The 17336-nt window shown below is 74.1% G+C and carries 17 protein-coding genes and 2 tRNA genes; 14 read left to right on the top strand and 5 right to left on the bottom strand.

Annotated elements, in window-relative coordinates; all coding sequences use genetic code 11:
* The first annotated feature begins 26 nt into the window (after nt 1-26).
* The 6 genes from ACZ6Q9_RS15380 to ACZ6Q9_RS15355 all read left to right on the top strand — a co-directional run bounded on the left by ACZ6Q9_RS15380 (nt 27) and on the right by ACZ6Q9_RS15355 (nt 3667).
* A tRNA-Ile gene (locus ACZ6Q9_RS15380) sits at nt 27-100 on the top strand.
* Nucleotides 101-145: 45 nt separating this feature from the next.
* The gene (locus tag ACZ6Q9_RS15375; protein ID WP_396829209.1) at nt 146-274 is read left to right on the top strand and encodes a DLW-39 family protein; all 129 of its coding nucleotides are present in this window, start codon (nt 146-148) and stop codon (nt 272-274) included.
* A 40-nt stretch (nt 275-314) separates the two neighbouring features.
* A tRNA-Ala gene (locus tag ACZ6Q9_RS15370) sits at nt 315-390 on the top strand.
* Nucleotides 391-637: 247 nt separating this feature from the next.
* Nucleotides 638-1858 carry a low temperature requirement protein A gene (locus ACZ6Q9_RS15365; protein WP_396829208.1) on the top strand — a complete coding sequence of 407 codons (1221 nt, stop codon included), beginning with the start codon at nt 638-640 and terminating at the stop codon, nt 1856-1858.
* Between the two features lie 151 nt (nt 1859-2009).
* Entirely contained in the window at nt 2010-2528 is a 519-nt protein-coding gene (locus tag ACZ6Q9_RS15360) for a SigE family RNA polymerase sigma factor (protein WP_396829207.1), read from the top strand.
* Nucleotides 2525-3667, top strand: a complete 1143-nt coding sequence (locus ACZ6Q9_RS15355) for a hypothetical protein (RefSeq protein ID WP_396829206.1) — start codon at nt 2525-2527, stop codon at nt 3665-3667. The genes ACZ6Q9_RS15360 and ACZ6Q9_RS15355 overlap by 4 nt, the downstream gene beginning before the upstream one ends.
* A 159-nt stretch (nt 3668-3826) precedes the next feature.
* Here the strand turns inward: ACZ6Q9_RS15355 and ACZ6Q9_RS15350 are convergent, their stop codons facing one another.
* On the bottom strand, nt 3827-4423 hold the full coding sequence (locus ACZ6Q9_RS15350; protein ID WP_396829205.1) for a hypothetical protein: 597 nt from the start codon (nt 4421-4423) through the stop codon (nt 3827-3829).
* Nucleotides 4424-4703: 280 nt separating this feature from the next.
* Here ACZ6Q9_RS15350 and ACZ6Q9_RS15345 point away from each other — a divergent pair, with 280 nt between their 5' ends.
* The gene (locus ACZ6Q9_RS15345; protein WP_393457606.1) at nt 4704-5687 is read left to right on the top strand and encodes an L-threonylcarbamoyladenylate synthase; all 984 of its coding nucleotides are present in this window, start codon (nt 4704-4706) and stop codon (nt 5685-5687) included.
* A gap of 130 nt (nt 5688-5817) precedes the next feature.
* Nucleotides 5818-6237, top strand: a complete 420-nt coding sequence (locus tag ACZ6Q9_RS15340; RefSeq protein ID WP_396829204.1) for a CBS domain-containing protein — start codon at nt 5818-5820, stop codon at nt 6235-6237.
* 324 nt (nt 6238-6561) lie between these two features.
* On the opposite strand, the gene ACZ6Q9_RS15335 is transcribed toward ACZ6Q9_RS15340, so the two are convergent.
* Nucleotides 6562-11064: an HAD-IC family P-type ATPase gene (locus ACZ6Q9_RS15335; RefSeq protein ID WP_396829203.1), complete on the bottom strand. Its 4503-nt coding sequence runs from the start codon at nt 11062-11064 to the stop codon at nt 6562-6564.
* A 219-nt stretch (nt 11065-11283) separates the two neighbouring features.
* Here ACZ6Q9_RS15335 and ACZ6Q9_RS15330 point away from each other — a divergent pair, with 219 nt between their 5' ends.
* The 6 genes from ACZ6Q9_RS15330 to ACZ6Q9_RS15305 all read left to right on the top strand — a co-directional run bounded on the left by ACZ6Q9_RS15330 (nt 11284) and on the right by ACZ6Q9_RS15305 (nt 15681).
* Nucleotides 11284-11544 carry a hypothetical protein gene (locus tag ACZ6Q9_RS15330; RefSeq protein WP_357450175.1) on the top strand — a complete coding sequence of 87 codons (261 nt, stop codon included), beginning with the start codon at nt 11284-11286 and terminating at the stop codon, nt 11542-11544.
* Nucleotides 11545-11698: 154 nt separating this feature from the next.
* Nucleotides 11699-13099, top strand: coding sequence for an MFS transporter (locus tag ACZ6Q9_RS15325; protein ID WP_393457597.1), 1401 nt, complete (start codon nt 11699-11701; stop codon nt 13097-13099).
* A gap of 158 nt (nt 13100-13257) precedes the next feature.
* Nucleotides 13258-13899 carry a GAP family protein gene (locus ACZ6Q9_RS15320; RefSeq protein WP_393259577.1) on the top strand — a complete coding sequence of 214 codons (642 nt, stop codon included), beginning with the start codon at nt 13258-13260 and terminating at the stop codon, nt 13897-13899.
* 90 nt (nt 13900-13989) lie between these two features.
* Nucleotides 13990-14775: an SDR family oxidoreductase gene (locus ACZ6Q9_RS15315; protein ID WP_393259578.1), complete on the top strand. Its 786-nt coding sequence runs from the start codon at nt 13990-13992 to the stop codon at nt 14773-14775.
* 37 nt (nt 14776-14812) lie between these two features.
* Nucleotides 14813-15007, top strand: coding sequence for a hypothetical protein (locus tag ACZ6Q9_RS15310; protein WP_350702403.1), 195 nt, complete (start codon nt 14813-14815; stop codon nt 15005-15007).
* 125 nt (nt 15008-15132) lie between these two features.
* The gene (locus ACZ6Q9_RS15305; RefSeq protein ID WP_350677797.1) at nt 15133-15681 is read left to right on the top strand and encodes a YbaK/EbsC family protein; all 549 of its coding nucleotides are present in this window, start codon (nt 15133-15135) and stop codon (nt 15679-15681) included.
* A gap of 61 nt (nt 15682-15742) precedes the next feature.
* Here ACZ6Q9_RS15305 and ACZ6Q9_RS15300 read toward each other — a convergent pair whose 3' ends face one another.
* The 3 genes from ACZ6Q9_RS15300 to ACZ6Q9_RS15290 form a co-directional block, all read right to left on the bottom strand.
* Nucleotides 15743-16375, bottom strand: coding sequence for a DsbA family oxidoreductase (locus ACZ6Q9_RS15300; protein ID WP_393457594.1), 633 nt, complete (start codon nt 16373-16375; stop codon nt 15743-15745).
* A gap of 20 nt (nt 16376-16395) precedes the next feature.
* Nucleotides 16396-16824, bottom strand: coding sequence for a SufE family protein (locus ACZ6Q9_RS15295; RefSeq protein ID WP_357705247.1), 429 nt, complete (start codon nt 16822-16824; stop codon nt 16396-16398).
* Between the two features lie 75 nt (nt 16825-16899).
* The gene (locus ACZ6Q9_RS15290; RefSeq protein ID WP_393259582.1) at nt 16900-17325 is read right to left on the bottom strand and encodes a CBS domain-containing protein; all 426 of its coding nucleotides are present in this window, start codon (nt 17323-17325) and stop codon (nt 16900-16902) included.
* Between the last annotated feature and the right edge of the window lie 11 nt (nt 17326-17336).

Genomic DNA, 17336 nt, shown 5'->3' with positions numbered 1-17336 from the left:
TGGGTTAATGTTGCTCGTCGCTACGCGGGGCTATAGCTCAGTCGGTTAGAGCGCAGAGCTGATAACTCTGAGGTCGCTGGTTCGATTCCAGCTAGCCCCACCGCACATTCGTCCGACGGCAGTCGAGCGCGAGGGGTAGGCCCCAATGTTCAAGAAGCTTCTGATCCTGGCCGGCATCGTCGGGGTGGCGGCCGTGGTCGCCAAGAAGATCAAGGCTTCCAACGACGAGCGCGCCCTCTGGCACGAGGCGACCACCGCGCCCGACCTGCGCTGACCGCACCGACCACTGCCAGCACCGGCGGCACGTCCGCCCCGGGGCCCTAGCTCAACTGGCAGAGCACTGCCTTTGCAAGGCAGGGGTTAGGGGTTCGAGTCCCCTGGGCTCCACCAGCACTTTCCTTGGTTGATCTCGGTCCCGAATGCAGCCAACGCGGTCACGCCGTCCCCTCCTCGCTCAGGACTCGGTCGATGGCGAGGCCGCGCCGGCAGGACGTGCCCGTAGGTGTCGGCCGTCATCCGGGTTAGTGGGCATTCGGTCGGCCAGGCTTCGAGGGCCCGCGGCTGCGCCGTGAGGTCGACCGGGTGATGAAGCGGCCGAAATCGGCGCGCAAGACAATCCTTCGGCGATCATGGCCGGATGGGGCAGGCATCGGAGCCGGCGCAGTCCGGGAACATCCTGCGTGGCGAGGAGGACGCTCGGCAGGCCAACTTCCTGGAACTGTTCTTCGACCTGGTGCTGGTCTTCGCCCTGCTCGGGGTCGTCAGTCGGATGGTGCCGGACCTTCTCTCGAACAACGTGCGCCAGCAGTGGCTGTCGTTGCCGTACACGATAGTTCTTGCCCTGCCGCTGCTCTGGTTGTGGACGACCACCGCGTACATCACGAGCCGGTTCGACTGCCGCAACCGCTGGATCCAGCTGCTGGTCCTGGCCAGCGCGTTCGGCCTGCTGATCATGGCGACGTCCCTGCCGTACGAGTTCGAGGCACGCGGGGCCTCGTTCGCCGTCGTGTACGTGTTGCTGCATGTTGGACGCCCCTTGCTGCTCCGGCCGCTGTTGCGGGAGCACGAGGAGGTACGGGCGCTCTACACCCGCCTGGCCATCTGGGCGAGCGTCTCCGGCCCAATCTGGCTCTCCGGGGCGGTGATGCACGGGAACCACCGGGTGGCCCTGTGGTTGATCGCCATCACGGTGGACCTGGTCGTGGCGCAGTTCAGCTGGCCGATACCCGGCCTGCGCCGACCAGCCATCAGCGGCTGGGGGATGGCCAGCACCCGACACCTCCCCGAGCGCTACCAGCAACTGCTGCTGATCGCACTCGGCGAGACGGTGGTGTCAATAGGCGTCACCTACGCCAACCACCCCGCCACGCTCGCGACGACGGCGGCCCTGGTGATCACATTCGTCTCGTCCGTGCTGATCTGGCGGATCTACTTCTACCGCGCCGGCCAGGTGCTGGCCGAGGCCGTCGCGATGTCGACGAACCGGGAGGTTGCCGGCCGGACGGCTGGCGCTGCCCATGTGCTTATGGTGCTCGGCATCGTCGCCGCCGCGACTGGCTCGGAAATCGTGCTGGCGCATCCTGGTGGGCGGTCCCAGTTGGCCTGGCTGGCGATCATCCTCGGTGGGCCGGCGGTCTTCCTGTTGGGCCGCATTCGGCTGGAACGGATCGTCTTCAACCGGCTGGCCCTGCGCCGGGTCGTCGGCATCGCCGCTCTTGCTCTGCTGGCTCCGCCGCTGGTCTTCGGCCCGCCACTGCTCGCCGCCAGCGCCGCTGCCGTCGTGCTGCTCGGTGTCGCCGTCGCGGACGCTCTACACGCGGCCGGCCGCCCACCGGAAACCCCGTCCCCGTCCGCGTAGCGGGGACAGTTCGCAAGAGGTCCACGGACGGTGGGGTCTCTGGCGTGTGCCGACCGTGTGCTGTCAGGGAGCGGGCCAGGATTGCGGGTGCGGTGAGGCAGCAGGCCATGCTGATCTCGCGTTTCTAAGAGCATGAGATGCGGGAGCTTTCATGGATCTTGAGACGCGGCAGGACTTCACCGCCTTTGTCGCAGCACGGTCGCATGCGCTGTTCCGGACCGCGCTGGCGTTGACCGGTCATCGGCAGCAGGCCGAGGATCTGTTGCAGACGGTGCTGGCCAAGGCGTACCGGCACTGGGGGAAGGTCCGCCATGGTCAGCCCGAGGCGTATCTGCGTCGAGCGCTGTACCGGGAGCAGGTGAGCTGGTGGCGTCGGCCGATGCGGGGCCGAGAAGTCTCTACCGATCAGCTTCCGGACCTGGCCGACACGGACCTCACCGGCCGAGTCGACCTGAGCCTGGCGTTGCGGGCGTCCCTGGATCGCCTGGCGCCGAAGCAGCGGGCGGTACTCGTGCTGCGATATCTCGAGGACCTGCCCGACGAGGAGATCGCCGACATTCTGCGCTGCAAGCCGGCGACGGTACGCAGCCAGGCTTCCCGCGCCCTCGACCGGATCCGCTCACTCTGCCCTGAACTTGACCATCGTCTAGCGCAGGAGGTTCACCAGTGACCACCCAGCTTGAGAACGCCGTTCGGGAAGTGTTCGTCCAGCTCGCCGACGCGCCCCCGCCGGCGGACCTGGCTCAGGCCGCGATTCGTACGGCCGGCCGGCAGCGAACCGCGCGCCTGGTGGTGGCCAGCGTGGCCGCGTTTGCCGTGGCACTGGCCGCTGTGCCGCTGGCTATCGGCGTCCTGACCGTCCCCGGCGACGATCTGTCGCCCGCCGGGATGGGCCCGGGACCGGCCGTCAAGCCGTTCGTCGTGACGGCGTACAGCGGGGTCAACAACCCGGGAGATCCGGGGCCGGCGGACGACTATTCGCTGTTGCTCGACCCGGACACCGGTGAGTACGACAAGGTCCCGTTCAACGAGGTGGTGCCATCCCCGGACGGCAGCCAGGTGCTGGTGCACGAGGGCGACAACAGCCTGGCGCATCCGTCGAGGAGAGGGGTGCTGAACCGGGAGAGCGGGGAGGTTCGGTGGTTGCCGGGCAGCGCCGGCTACACCTCGGGTGCCAGCTGGTCGCCGGACGGTCGGCAGATCCTGATCACCAATCGGCCGAAAGACGGCCCCGGTGCTGGCTTCCTGCTCGTCGACGCCGCGACGCTGGCCGCCCGCCAGGTCGAGGTGCCCGACGTCAGCACGCAGAACACCAACGGACTGGCCTTCGTTTGGACACCCGACGGAACGGAGGTTGCCCTGACCCACTCGGTTTCTGACAGCGAGAGCGAGCCGGGCCGAGTGACTGGTATCGGCTTCTATGACCTCTCCGGCAAGCCGACCCGTACCCTCCGCGTCACCGGCGGCTCGCTCAACGAGGGCAGCGGGTTCTCACCCGATGGCAGCCGGATCGCGCTGGACAACCGGTTCGTGAGCGACCGGATCCAGATCGTGGACGCTGCCACCGGCACCGTCGGACAGGAGTTCTCCGTACCGACCGCCGGAACCGTGGTGGGCTGGTACGACAGCACGCACCTGATCGTGAAGGACTACGGCGATCGGGGCCTCACCGAACGGCCGAGCCTGAAGGTTGTCGACCTGGCCGGCAAGGTGACACAGACGGTACAGCTCGCGGAGGGATCGGACACCGCGCAGCGGGTGCATGTCGGACCATCGCTCGGTACAGCCGCCGAGAAGCTCGCGTTTTGACCGGCTGATCGTTGATCGCGAGAACGGCTTCCCCCGCCGAGGTGCCCGGTGGCGTACCCCAAGGCGGATGCGTCGGCGGCATGGCCCACGACATCGCGTCGTGGGCCATGCCCCTGGTTCCGGTCCGCGGGTCAGGTCTGTTCCAAGCTCAACTCATGTCTAGTAGCGGCGACGCACCCGCATGAGCAGCAGCAGTACGAGCCCGGCAGCGATGAGGCTGCCGCCCATCGCGGCGAGTCTGCCGAGCGCCGGGCCAGAGATCCCCGTGTCGGTCACGGGCAGGCTCGGACGGGCTGTCCCGCCGGTCGCCGGGCAGGTCTGCGCCAGGTCGAAGGTGCCGTCGGTGCCCGTGATCACCGCCGTCGCGTTGGTGAGCGCGAACGGATTCACCAACTCCCCGGTCGAGGACAGGCCGGCGGGCGTCCTGATCCACGCCTTGTCGCCGACGATCGCCCGGTCGCCGGCGGGCGTGGTCGTGATGGTCTCCGTGACGGGGCCACCCTCCGTGGCGAACTCGATGGTCAGTGAGGTGAAGGTGCCCTGCTGCTTGGGAGACGGCAGGGCGAAGACCCAGACGTCCTCGCCCTGGAAGGGGCCGCCGCCGAGGTTCGGATCGCATCTCTGAGTGCCGAACGCGGCCGCTGTCGTGCCGACGTCCGCTGGATCGATGTTGATGGTGGTGTCGGCCCAGGCTGGTGCGGCCGGTCCGAGGCCGATCGCGGCGGCCAGGATGGTCGCTGCTCCCAGGCGGGCCAATGTCCTTATTGTCAACAAAATCACCCCGATGTGGTATTTCCATGAACACTTCGTGAAAGTGGGGCGCGACCCGCCGTCAGGTAACCACGGTCGACCCCTGCGTACCGGCTGATTGGGGGTCTTCCCCCACGGGCCCCACGGCCGTGATAAGCAGACGTGCGGAGTTGCGACGCGCGGCCCACGAGCCGGAGCCCCTCACCGGCACGTGCCGCCGTGGGACAGCGCGGTGACATCGGTGGCCGCCTGCGCTCCGCCCGGCCCGGCACGTTAGCGTCGGAGCGTGACCGGATCCCCGCGCGTGCTCGCGGCCGACAGCGGCATCGCCGAGGCCGCCTCCGTCCTGCGTACCGGCGGGCTGGTGGCCTTTCCCACCGAGACCGTCTACGGGCTCGGCGCGAACGCGCTGGACCCCCGTGCGGCCGCCCGGATCTTCGAGGCCAAGGCGCGGCCCAGCTTCGACCCGCTGATCACGCACCTCGCCGATGCGGCCGAGCTGGAGAAGCTGGTCGGGGCGGTGCCGCCGGCAGTGGCGACGCTGGCCGAGCAGTTCTGGCCGGGGCCGCTCACGCTGATCGTGGACCGGCCGGCGGCGATCCCGCCGATCGTCACCTCCGGGCTGGCGACGATGGCGGTCCGGGTGCCGGACAACACGTACGCGCGGGCGCTGATCGCCGAGGCCGGGGTGCCGGTGGCGGCGCCGAGCGCGAACCGGTTCGGTCAGCTCAGCCCGACCCGGGCCGAGCACGTGGTGCGGGGTCTGGGCGCGGCCGTGGACGTGGTGCTCGACGGCGGGCCGACGCGGTGCGGGATCGAGTCGACCATCGTGGACGCCCGGGGCGAGCGGCCGGTGGTGCTGCGGCTCGGCGCGCTGCCGCTGGAGGCGCTGGAGGAGGCCATCGGCCCGGTGACCGTACGGCCAGGCAGTTCGGGGCAGCCGGTCGCGCCCGGCACGCTGGCGGCGCACTACGCCCCGCGTACGCCGTTGCGGTTGGCGTCGGGCGGGGAGCCGCCAGCGGCCGACGGGGTCCGGCGCGGCTTCCTGGCCTTCCGCGAGCCGGCGGCGGGCGACTGGGCGGCGGTCGAGGTGCTCTCCGCCGCCGGTGACCTGACCGAGGCCGCCGCGCGGCTGTTCGACGCGCTGCACGAACTGGACGCCACCGGGGTCGGCGAGATCGTGGTCGAGCCGGTTCCGGAGGTCGGCGTCGGCCGCGCGATCAACGACCGGCTGCGCCGCGCCGCCGCCACCTGGCAGCCGGCGGACTGACGCCCGACCGGGGGCGGGCGGGGCTCGACGCCTCGCGGGCGAGTGGCCCGCGTACCCGGCCCGGTGCATGGGCCGGGGCGGCAGGGGTAGGAGAAACGGCAACAACCCCCGGAAGTGAGGTGTCATGCCAATGCCGACCGCACGCGAGATCATGACGGACGACGTGACCTGCATCCGTGCGCAGGACGACCTCAGGACTGCCGCCAGGCAGATGGCCCAGTTGGGCGTGGGGTCGCTGCCGATCTGCGGGGACGACAACCGGCTCAAGGGGATGCTGACCGACCGCGACATCGTGGTGAAGGTGCTCGCCGAGGGCCGCGACCCGGGCAGCGTCACCGCCGGTGAGCTGGCCCAGGGCGAGGCGGTGACCATCGGTGCCGACGACGACGCGGCCGAGATCCTGCGGACCATGAGCCAGCACCAGGTGCGCCGGCTGCCGGTGATCGACGGGCACGAACTCGTCGGCATCGTGGCCGTCGCCGATGTGGCCCGCTCCCTGCCCGAGCGTCCCGTGGGTGACCTCATCGAGGCCATCTCCGAGCGCGGCTGACCGCACGGCCCGACCGGTCGCCGCCCTTCGGCCCCGGCCGGGAGGCGGCGATCGGCCGCTGGGGGATCGGCCCCTTGCAGGTTGTTGCCCGACGCGCCCGGACGGCTCCGACCGGCCCGGCCGGGGTCCTGTCGAGCTGCCCCATCCATGAGACCGATGGGCGTGGCGGCCAGGTGAAGGCCACGGGCCGGGCGGCCGGGCCCAGGTGAAGCTCACGGTGAGGCCTACGGCTGACGCCGACGGGCGTGAGGCGGACGGGCCTGCCCCGTCTGTGGGGGCAGCTCGACAGCGTCGACACGGAAGGGCCGACGGCTCAAGCGGCGGTCACCGCTGCGACGCCGCTTCGCCCGCGCCGCCGTCGGATTCGCCCGTATCGCCGTCGGATCGTTCCGCGCCGCCGTCGGATCGTTCCGCGCCGTGCGGGCCGGACTGCGGCAGGCGTTCCACCAGGCGGGTGAGCACGCCGTTGGCGAAGGTCGCGCCGAGCGCCGAGCCCGTGGCGATGGTCCAGCCGACCGGGCCGAGCGGCGTGCAGCCGAAGAACTGGCTGACCCCCGGCGTCTGCACGACCACCGCCAGCGCCCCGAGTGACGCGGCGGTGGAGGCGAGCACGGCCGGGCTGGTGCCGCCGGCCAGCACGGTCTGCCCGAGCTGGGTGCCGACCAGCGACACCAGCGCGACCGTGCCCGCCCGCCGGGGCCGCCCGGTGTAGCGGGCCAGCGTCCAGCCGGCGGTGGCGCCCAGCGTGGTGGCGGCCGCGCGCAGCCCGATCTCCCGGGTCATCGTCTCGCCGAGGGAGGTGTCCGGCCCCTCCCGCAGCAGGCCGTCGGTGCGGTCCGCGGCCGGGGGCCGGATCGCGATCGCCAGCGCCGGAGCGAGGTCGGTGAGCAGGTTGACCAGGAGGAGCTGCCGCCCGGTGAGCGCCGACCGGCCGGTGGCGGCGGCGGTGAGCACGCTGAACGCGATCTCGCCGAGGTTGCCGCCGACCAGGATGCTGAGTGCGTGGCGTACCGAGGACCACATCGCCCGGCCCTCGACCAGGGTGGCGATGATGGTCTCCAACCGGTCGTCGGTGACCACCAGGTCGGCGGCCGCCCGGGCCGCCGGGGTGCCCCGCTGGCCGAGCGCGATGCCCACGTCGGCCAGCCGGATCGCCGGCGCGTCGTTGGCACCGTCCCCGGTCATCGCGACCGTACGCCCGCACTTCTGCAACGCCTGGATGATGCGTACCTTGTGCGCGGGGGTGCACCGGGCCACCACGTCCGTGGCGGCCAGCCGGGCCGCGAGGGCCTCGTCGTCGAGCTGGTCGAGTTCCGTCGCGGTGACCACCCGCTGCTCGTCGTGGTCGCTGATGGTGGCCGCGATCGCCTCGGCGGTCGCCGGGTGGTCTCCGGTGATCATGATGGTGTGCACGCCGGCCTGGCGGATCCGGCGTACGGCCGGGGCGGCGCTCTCCCGCACCCCGTCGGCGAGGGCCAGGTAGCCGAGGAAGGTCAGGTCGCGCACCTGCTCGTCGGTGACGCCGGGCGACGAGACCCGGCACTCCGCCACGGCGAGGATCCGGTGCCCCGCCCCGGCCCGGTCGGCGAGCGTCGCGTGCAGCCCGGCGCGCCCCTCGTCGTCGAGCGGCTCGTCGCGTCCCCCCGGGGTACGCCAGGCGGAGCATCGGGGCAGCACCGACTCCGGCGCCCCCTTCACGCTGAGCAGCAGCAGGCGCCCGCTGCGCCCCACCGTGGCGTGGTAGCCGCGGGACGGCTCGAACGGCAGGCCGCCGACCGCCTCCCACCCGTCCGCGCCGGTCTGCTCGACGACCCCCGCCGCCTGGGCGCCGTAGCGGACGGCGCGGTCGGTCTGCTGAGCCAGCTCGTGCGGGTCGGCGGCGGCCGGGGTGGCCCGCAGGGCGGTGGCGAGGGTGGCGTGCTGATCGTCGTCGAGTCGGTCGACCGGGGCGTACCGGCTGTCGTCGCCGACCCCGGCGAGCATCAGCTGCCCCTCGGTGAGCGTGCCGGTCTTGTCGAAGCAGAGCACGTCCACCCGGCCGAGCGCCTCGATGGTGCGTGGGTTGCGGACCAGCGCGCCGTGCTCCGCCAGCCGCCGCGCGGCGGCCAACTGGGCGGCGCTGACCAGGAACGGCAGCCCCTCCGGCACCGAGGCGACGGCCAGGTTCGCGGCGGTCGCGGCGGTCTCCGCCAGCGGCACGCCCCGCAGCAGGCCCGCGCCGGCCACCGCCACCGCCGAGCTGGCGGCCAGCGGGATCGCCGCCCGGGTCAGCCTGCCCAGCCGGGCCTCGACGCCGCTCGCCGGAGGGGCCTGCCGGGCCATCGCCAGGCTCCGCCCGGCCTCGGTGTCCGCGCCCGTCGCCACCACCACCGCCGTGCCGTTGCCGGCGGCGACGGTGGTGCCCTCGTAGAGCATCGACCGCCGGTCGGCGACCGCCGCGGCGACGACCGGCTGGTCGGTCTTGCCGACCGGCAGCGACTCGCCGGTGAGCGAGGACTCGTCGGTCTCCAGGCCGGCCGACTCCAGCACCCGGCAGTCGGCCGGGACGGCGTCCCCCGATTCGAGGAGGACGACGTCCCCCGGCACCAGGTCTTCGGCGGGCAGTACCCGTTCCGCGCCGTCCCGGCGCACCCGGGCGGTCACCGCCGAGCGGGACAGCAGCTCGGCAAGCGACCGCTCGGTGTTGCGCTGGTGCACCGCGCCGAGCAGCGCGGACCCGCCGACCACCCCGCCGACCAGGGCGGCGTCGACCAGCGAGCCGAAGGTGGCGGAGAGCACCGCCCCGGCGGCGAGCACCGGCGTCAGCGGGTTGGCCAGCTCGTCGACGAAGGCGCGCAGCAGCCCGGTCGGCCCGGCGGGCTGCCCGGTCCCGCCGTTCCGGCGGCGCTCGGCCTCGGCCGTGGCCAGCCCGCCCGGCGCGGTGCCGAGCTGGTCGAGGACGGCCGAGGCCGGCATCAGGTGCCAGGCGGTGACCGCCGGCGCCGGGGTGTCCGCCCGGTCGGGCAGGCGGCGCGCCCGTACGACGCCGTGCGCGAAGGCCAGCGCGGCCGCGCCGTTCACGGTGGCGAGGGTGCGGCCGGGCAGCAGCTCGGGTGCGGCGGTGAACGCCCCCAGCGCGCCGAGGCCCGTCCCGGCCAGGGCCAGGCCGAGGTTCTGCCGGGTCATCCGGCGGGCCACCCCGGTCGCCTCGATCAGCAGCGCCACCACCCGCAGGTCGGTGCCGACCAGCAGGTGCGCACCCCAGGGCGGCAGGTCCTCCGGGGCGGAGATCCCCAGGCCGCAGTCGGCGACGCCGAGCGCGGCCCGGTCGCCGGAGGCAACCATCACCACCGCCCCGGCGAACTGCAGCGTCCGCACCGACTCGGCCAACCGGTCGCCGCCGGGCAGGTGGGCGTCGGCGAAGCCGTACCGCCGGTCGTCGTCGCCGGCCACGACCACCCGCAGGCCGGCCTGGCGGGCGGCGGTGGGCAGGGCGTCCACGCCCGGCGCGGGCTCCGGGTCGACCCGCAGCACGGCGGCGAGGGTGTCGCCGTCGGCCAGGCCGAGCAGGGATCCGCCGCCCTCGCGCAGCCGGCGGCTGTCGGCGGTGTCACCCGGGTCCTCGGCGTCCAGCGCGTCCAGCGGCCCGAGCCGCCAGCCGTCGGCGCGCCGCAGCTCCCACGGTGCGGCCGGGTCGAACAGCGTGAACGCTCGGGTCGCCACCTGTCCGACGTCCGCCCCGTCCAGCGGCGCCAGGTCCGCCAGTACGCCCCGGTCGGAGCCGAGCACCGCCGCGTCCAGCACCAGCGTGTCGATCCGGTCGAGCTCGCGCAGCACGCTGCGGTCCATCGCGATCACCCCGCGCCGGGCGAGGATCCGGCCGAGCTGCGCGGCGTAGCCCTCGCGGCCGCTGCCGGGAGCCTTCGGCAGCGCGGAGAGCCCCAGCGCGGCGGCCCGCTTCCGGCCCACCACGGGCGCGGCGGCGGCCGCGGCGGCGGCGCCGGCGGTGAGCATCCGGACGACGTACTTCTCGGCCGGGCCGTCCGGCTTCGGGCGGGGACGCTCGACCTTCGGCGTCCGGGCGACGGCCCGCTCCGGGTCCCCGGTCAGCCGTGGCTCCGCCTGCGCCCAGGCCCGGAGCTGGGCCCGCGCCTCACCCCACTGCACCACCCGCTGCGCGCCGTCGAGCACGATCCCGGCCCAGCCGCCGGTCAGGCCCTGCACGACCGCCTCGGCCAGCGGGAACAGCAGGTCGGCGCGCGGATCGGCGCGCAGGCCCCGGTCGGCCAGCGCGTGCAGCCTCGGGTGCAGGTCGACCGCGCCGAGCAGCCCGGCGACCTCCCCGGGCACCGGCGTGAACGGCAGGATCCTCGTGGCGGCGGAGATGGTCAGGCCGAGGGCGTCGGAGGCCAGCCCGCCGAGGGTGCGCGGCGTGCGCGGCCCCTCCTCGGGAGGGTGCGGCGGCGGGATCTCCGGGTCCGGTTCGTGCGGGCAGGTGCGTTCCGCGCGGGCGACGGTCGCGACGAGGTCGCGCAGGCTCGGCTCCGGCGTACCGACGGCCACGACCACCCGGCCCGACGGGGCGTTGACCCGGGCCCATTCCACCCCCGGCAGCCGCTCCAGCGCCGCCTCGACCTGCCGGGCGAGGGTGTCGCCGCCGTCCTGACAGACGCCGTGCACCTCGATGTGGTGCCGCCCGGGCCGGGACCAGACCCGACGCTTGGTCAGCCCGGCCACCCGGGCCAGCCGGGTGGCGGCGGCGCCGACGGTCCGGGACGCCTCGCCGACGACCTGTGGCACGGCGACGGACGGCAGGAGCCGGCCGGCGGCGCGGCCCAGCGAGGTCATCGAGGCGTACGACCGGACAGGCGCCGGCCAGGCCCCCCGCTGCTGCTGCTCCCGCCGTACGCCATCTCGCCTCCCACGCCTCCGCTCCGGCGCCCTGGCTTCCCGGCGGACCGTCCGTTATGCCCTCCGAGCAGGGGAAGTTTCTCCCCACCGGCGGTGCATGGACGGCCGCGCCGGTGGAATCCCGGATCCACTGTCACCGTCATCGGGGAGGCCGGGATGAGCACACTGACGCGACCGCTCAGCGGGGCGCACGAGACGATCCGGGCGTTCACCCGGCGGGTGGAGATCCCGGGCCTGGGGGAGGTCGCCGTCCCGCCGCCGGACAAGCTCGCCTACTACGCGGGCCTCGGGGTGCTCGCCGCGCTCCAGGTCATCGAGTGGCCGCTGGCGCTGGTGATCACCGCCGGCCACCTGCTGGCCGACCAGCACCTGTCCGGGCTGGCGAAGGGGCTCGGGGAGGCGCTGGAGGCGGCCTGAGAGAGGTGGGTCACCCTTGACCTCAATGCGGGTTGAGGTCGGAGGCTGACCCCATGCTGATCGAACTTCTCCGCTCCGGGTTGGTGGGCCCGGCCGACCCCCGGGTCCGCGCCCGCCACCGGCTGCTCCGGTTGCCCCGTCCGGCGGGCCGACGATGACCGCCACGGCGGCGCCGACCGTCCTGGTTCCGCCCGCGGCCGGCCTCTTCGCGCCCCGGCTGCGGGCGATGACGGTCGGCAGCGTCGCGCTGGTCTCGCTGCTCGCGTTCGAGGCGCTCGCGGTGGGCACCGCGATGCCGACCGTCGCCCGCAGCCTCGACGGGCTGGCCCTCTACGGGATCGCCTTCGGGGGCCCGTTCGCGGCCGGCGTGCTCGCGATGGTGGCCTCCGGCATCTGGTGCGACGCCCGGGGCCCCAGGGCGCCGATGTGGCACGGGCTCGTCTGGTTCGTGGTGGGGCTGGTCGTCGCCGGCAGTGCCACGGCCATGGGCGCCCTGGTGGCCGGCCGGATCGTGCAGGGCTTCGGTTCCGGCCTGCTCTCGGTGGCGCTCTACGTCATCGTCGGGCAGGCGTACCCGGAGACGCTGCACCGGCGGATCTTCGCGGCGTTCGCCGCCGCGTGGGTCGTACCGTCGCTGGTCGGGCCGGCGCTGGCCGGCCTGATCGTGGAGCACCTCGGCTGGCGGTGGGTCTTCCTGGCGGTGCCGGCGGTGGCGGTGCCGGCGGTGCTGCTGATCCACCCCGGGCTGCGCGCGATCGGCGCGGCCACGACGACGACGGGACCGCCGGCCGGCGCGGCGGCCCGGATCGGCTGGGCCTGCGGGGCGGGGGTGAGCGCCGCACTGCTGCACATCGGGGGCCAGCAGCGCGGTGCCACCGCCGTCGGCCTGGTGGCCCTGGCGCTGGTCGGTCTGCTGGTCTGCGCGCCGCGGCTGCTGCCGGCCGGGTTCCTGCGGGCCGGCCGGGGCCTGCCGACGGTGATCGGGCTGCGTGGGCTGGCCTCGGCGGCGTTCGTCGGCGCCGAGGTGGTGATCCCGCTGATGCTCTCCCGGGAGCGTGGCCTGTCGCCGACGGCGGCCGGCCTGGTCCTCACCACCGGCGCGCTCGCCTGGTCGGTGGGCTCCTGGGCGCAGGGGCGGATGCCCGCGCCGCGCTCCCGGGCCACCCTGCCGAGAGCGGGGCTGGCCTGCATCACGGCCGGCATCGCCGTGGTGGCGGTCGCCGTCGCGCCGGCGGTGCCGGTGTGGGTCGGAGTGGTCGGCTGGGCCGGCGCGGGGCTCGGCATGGGGCTGCTCTACCCCTCGCTGTCGGTGCTCACCCTGGAGCTGTCCGCCCCCGGCGAGCAGGGCCGCAACAGCTCGTCCCTGCAACTGGGCGACTCGCTCTTCGCGGCGACCGTGCTGGCGCTCACCGGCGCGGTGCTCGCCGCCGGCGCGGCCCCGGGACCGGGCAGCTACGCCGGCACGCTCGCGGTGGCGAGCGGGCTGGCCCTGGTGGGGGTCCTGCTCGCCGGCCGGGTGGCACCCGGGGCGTCCGGAGTTCGCGCGTCCGGCTGAACCGCGTCCTGCTGACCGCGCATCCGGCCGGCCGGGCCCCGTGCCCGCCGGATGCGCGGTGGGCCGGCTCCGGGCTTGCCGCCGTCCGCCCCCGGCCGGCACCGGGGATGTGCGAATCGACCCGGGGCGGACGGCGCGACCGGGAGGATGGGCGGGCGATGAACTTCCTGACCATCCTGCCGATGGCCGTGGTGATGGTCGCCGGGACCCAGCTGGTCGCGGCGGTCTTCCTCGCCTCGGCCGACCGGCCGCGTGCCGCCTCGCTGGGCTACCTGGCCGGCGCGGGGCTCGTGGTCTCGGGCGGGGTGACGGCGAGCTGGCTGGTCACCCGGGCCGTGAAGGTCAACGTCGGGGCCGGTGGGGGCGGACGCCGCGCGGTCGAGAGCCGGATCGACGTGGTGGTGCTGGCGCTGCTGGTCGTCCTGGCGGTGGTCGTCTTCCTGCGCCGGCACACCGCGGGCACGCCGAAGTGGATGGGCGGGCTCCAGCGGGCCGGCCCCGGCTACGCGCTGCGGCTCGGCGTGCTGCTCTTCCTGGCCATGCCGTCGGACGACCTCACGATGGTCACCGTGGGGGCGAGCGCCGCCCGGCACGACCTGCCCTGGTGGCACCTGCTGCCGTTCGTCCTGCTGACCCTCGCGTTGCTGGCCCTGCCCCTGCTGGCGCTGCTGCTGCTCGGGCACCGGGCCGCGACGGTGCTGCCCCGGATCCGGGACTGGGCCCGGCAGCACTCCTGGGTGGTCAGCGAGATCGTGATCGGGTTCTTCGTGCTGCTGACGGCGGCCGACCTGCTCCGGTGAGCCGGCGCACAGCCCGTCACGCCCGTCGGGGCGGCGCCGTCAGCCCTGTGGCCGCGCGGCGGGCGCGGGACGCCGGAGAAGGAGGAAACCATGCGGGTGCTGGTCACCGGGGCGGGCGGTCGGCTCGGGCGGGTGGTGCTGCCGCGGCTGCGCGACGAGGGCTGGAGCGTGCGGGCGACGAGCCGGCGGCCGCGTACCGATCCGTCGGCGGAGTGGGTGGTGGTCGACCTGGCCACCGGGGAAGGGCTGCCCGAGGCGGTGGCCGGCGTGGACGCCGTGCTGCACCTGGCCTCGTCGCCGAACCGGGGGCGGCAGACCCACCGGGTCGACGTGCTCGGCACCCGCCGGCTGGTCGTCGCCGCCGGTCGGGCGGGCGTACGGCACCTCGGCTACGTCTCGATCGTCGGGGTGGACCGGGTCCCGATCCCCTACTACCGGCACAAACTCGCCGCCGAGCAGGTCGTGGCGGCCGGGCCGGTGCCCTGGTCGGTGCTGCGGGCCACCCAGTTCCCCGAGTTCCTCGACGGCATGCTGCGCGGCGCGAGCCGGCTCGGCCCGGTGATCGGCGACCCGGCGGTGCTCGCCCAGCCGGTCGACCCCGGCGAGGTCGCGGGCCGGCTGGTCCAGCGGCTCACGGCCGGTCCGCTGCACGGCGTCGAGGAGTACGGCGGGCCGGAGGTGATCCGCTTCGACGAGGCGGTCCGGGCCTGGAACGCCGCCCGGCGGTCCCGCCGCCCGCTGCTGCCGGTGCGGATCCCGGGGAGGGTCGGCCGCGCCCTGCGCTCCGGCGGCCTGGTCACCGAGGCGACCCCGACGGGTGCCCGGACCTGGGCCGACCACCTGGCCGACACGTACGGGGGAACCGGCGCAAGATGAACGGCCCGCGCGTTCACGTCCGGCCTACCGTGACGCCATGTTCGCCATGGTCGCCACCGTCATCCTCTACGTCGCCGGGTTCGTCTTCCTGTACGGCGTCATCCGACTCGCCATCCGCCACGCCCTGGAGGAGATGGAGGTGCGCCGGATCCAGGCCGAGCGGGCGGAGGAGTTGGCCGCCGCGCGGGACCGGACGCTGCTCCGCGAGAACGGCTTCCTCACCGGCAGTTGACCGACGTCCGACCGCCCGGTGACCGCTTGCCGGGCGGGTAGTCCCCGGGACGGGTGACCGGTCCCCGGGACGGGCCGGGCTCCGGTGGGCGGTCCGGGCGGAGCGGTGCGAGGATCGCAGGCGTGATGGGGACGCTGAAGACCGAACCCGCCCGCACCCGGCTCGACCTGCTCGCCCCGCCGGTCGCCGCCGCCATCGGGCAGTGGCCCGCCGATGCTCCGGTGGACGTCGACGACGTGCTGGTGGCGCCGATCGACGCCGAGCTGGCCGACACCGCCGCCTTCTGCGCGGCGTACGAGGTGGGGTTGGACGTGTCGGCGAACTGCGTGGTGGTGGCCGGCAAGCGCGAGGGGGTCGTCCGCTACGCGGCCTGCGTCGTGCTCGCCACCACCCGCGCCGACGTGAACGGGGTGGCCCGCCGGGCGCTCGACGTCCGCAAGGCGAGTTTCGCGCCGATGGCCGACGCGGTGGAGCTGACCGGCATGGAGTACGGCGGCATCACCCCGATCGGCCTGCCGGAGCAGTGGCCGATCCTGGTCGACTCCCGGGTGATCGCCACGCCACACGTGATCATCGGGTCCGGCGTACGGCACAGCAAGATCGCGCTGCCGGGGCCGGCGCTCGGCGCGCTGCCCGGCGCCCGCGTGGTGGAGGACCTGGCCCGACCGGCCTAGCCGCTGACCGACGTCGATACCGTTGCACGTGAAACATCGGCGTCCGGTCGGGCGCGTCGGTTCAGCCGGCGGACTCGCGGCGCCCCACCTCGGCCAGCGCGGCGAGCAGCGTCTCCGGTTCCTGGGCGCCGGTGACCGCGTACTTGCCGGCCAGGACGAAGGTCGGCACGCTGGTCACCCCGATCTGGCGGGCGGCGGCCAGCTCGGCGGAGACGTCGGCCACCCGCTCGTCGGAGTCGAGGAAGCGGCGCGCCTCCGCCGCGTCCAGGCCGACCTCGCCCGCGAGCGCGGCCAGCGCGTCCCGGGAACCGACGTCGACCCCGTCGGTGAAGTGGGCGCGGTAGAGCGCGTCGACCGTCTCGGCGGCACGGCCGCGTTCGGTGGCCCAGGAGACCAGCCGGTGCGCGTCGAAGGTGTTCGCCGCGACCGCGCGGTCGAAGTCGAGCTTCAGCCCGGCGCCCGCAGCCACCTCGGTGACGTGCCCGAACATCTGCCGGGCGCGGTCCTGCCCGCCGAACTTGGCGGCCATCGCCTCGACCAGCGGGCGCGGCTCGGGCACCGGCGACGGGTCGAGCTGGTACGGCCGGTAGCGGACGGTCACCTCGCCGTCGTACGACTCCAGGGCCTGCTCCAGCCGACGCTTGCCGATGTAGCACCAGGGGCAGACCACGTCGGCGTAGATCTCGATCTCCATGCCGGTTGACAACCCGCAGGTCAGCCGATCTGTTCCCGGACCTGCCGCTTCAGCCGGGCCAGGATCGCCGTGCCGCCGCGCACCCGCAGCGGGCTGATCGCCTGCGCCAGCCCCATCCGCTGGTAGAGGTCGTCGGGGACGGCGAGCACCTCGTCCGGGCTCGCCCCGGCCAGCCCCTCGGCGAGGATGCCGGCGAACGCCCGCGTGGTGGGTGCCTCGGGCGGGCAGTCGAAGAGGGTCTCCACCGTCTTCTCCGGCGTCACCCGGGCGCGCAGGAAGAACGCCGTCTGGCACTCCGGCACCTGCTCCATGCCCTCCCGGTCGGTGGCGCCGGCGGGCAGCGGCGGGACGACGTCGGCGTACTCCAGCAGCATCTCCAGCACCACGTCGCGGGGCGCGGCGGCGAACTCGTCGACGATCTCGGCCAGCCTGGCCGGCATGGAAGACATGCTCCCGAGGTTACCGGTGTTAGGAAGGGCCCCTTCCTCTACCGGAGGCGTTAGGAAGGGGCCCTTCCTTGCACCTCAGGCGGTCGGGGCCTGCTCGCTGATCTCGCTCAGCGCCGATTGGGGGTCGAGCTGCATCGCGAGGTCGCCGAGGGAGACGATGCCGACCAGCTTGCGATCGGCGTCGCAGACCAGCACCCGCCGGATGCTCCGCTCCCGCATCAGGGCCGCCGCCTCGGCCGCCGTCGAGTGCTGCTCGATCATCACCACCTCCCGGGTGACGATCGAGCCGATCGTGGTGGCGGCCGGATCGCTGCGTTCCGCCACCGCCCGCACCACGATGTCCCGGTCGGTGAGCATGCCGGCGAGGGTGGCACCGTCGGTGACCACCACGTCGCCGATGTCCGCCTCCTTCATCACCCGGGCCGCCTCGTCCAGGGTGGTCTCGGCGGGCAGGTAGATGACCTGCTTCGTCATCACGTCGCTGACCCGGTAACCGGTCATGAGAGCCTCCA

It is taken from the genome of Micromonospora sp. NPDC049139 (genome assembly GCF_055586845.1).
Note: the sequence above shows the minus strand (reverse complement) of the source record. Positions and strands in the feature narration are given on the sequence as shown.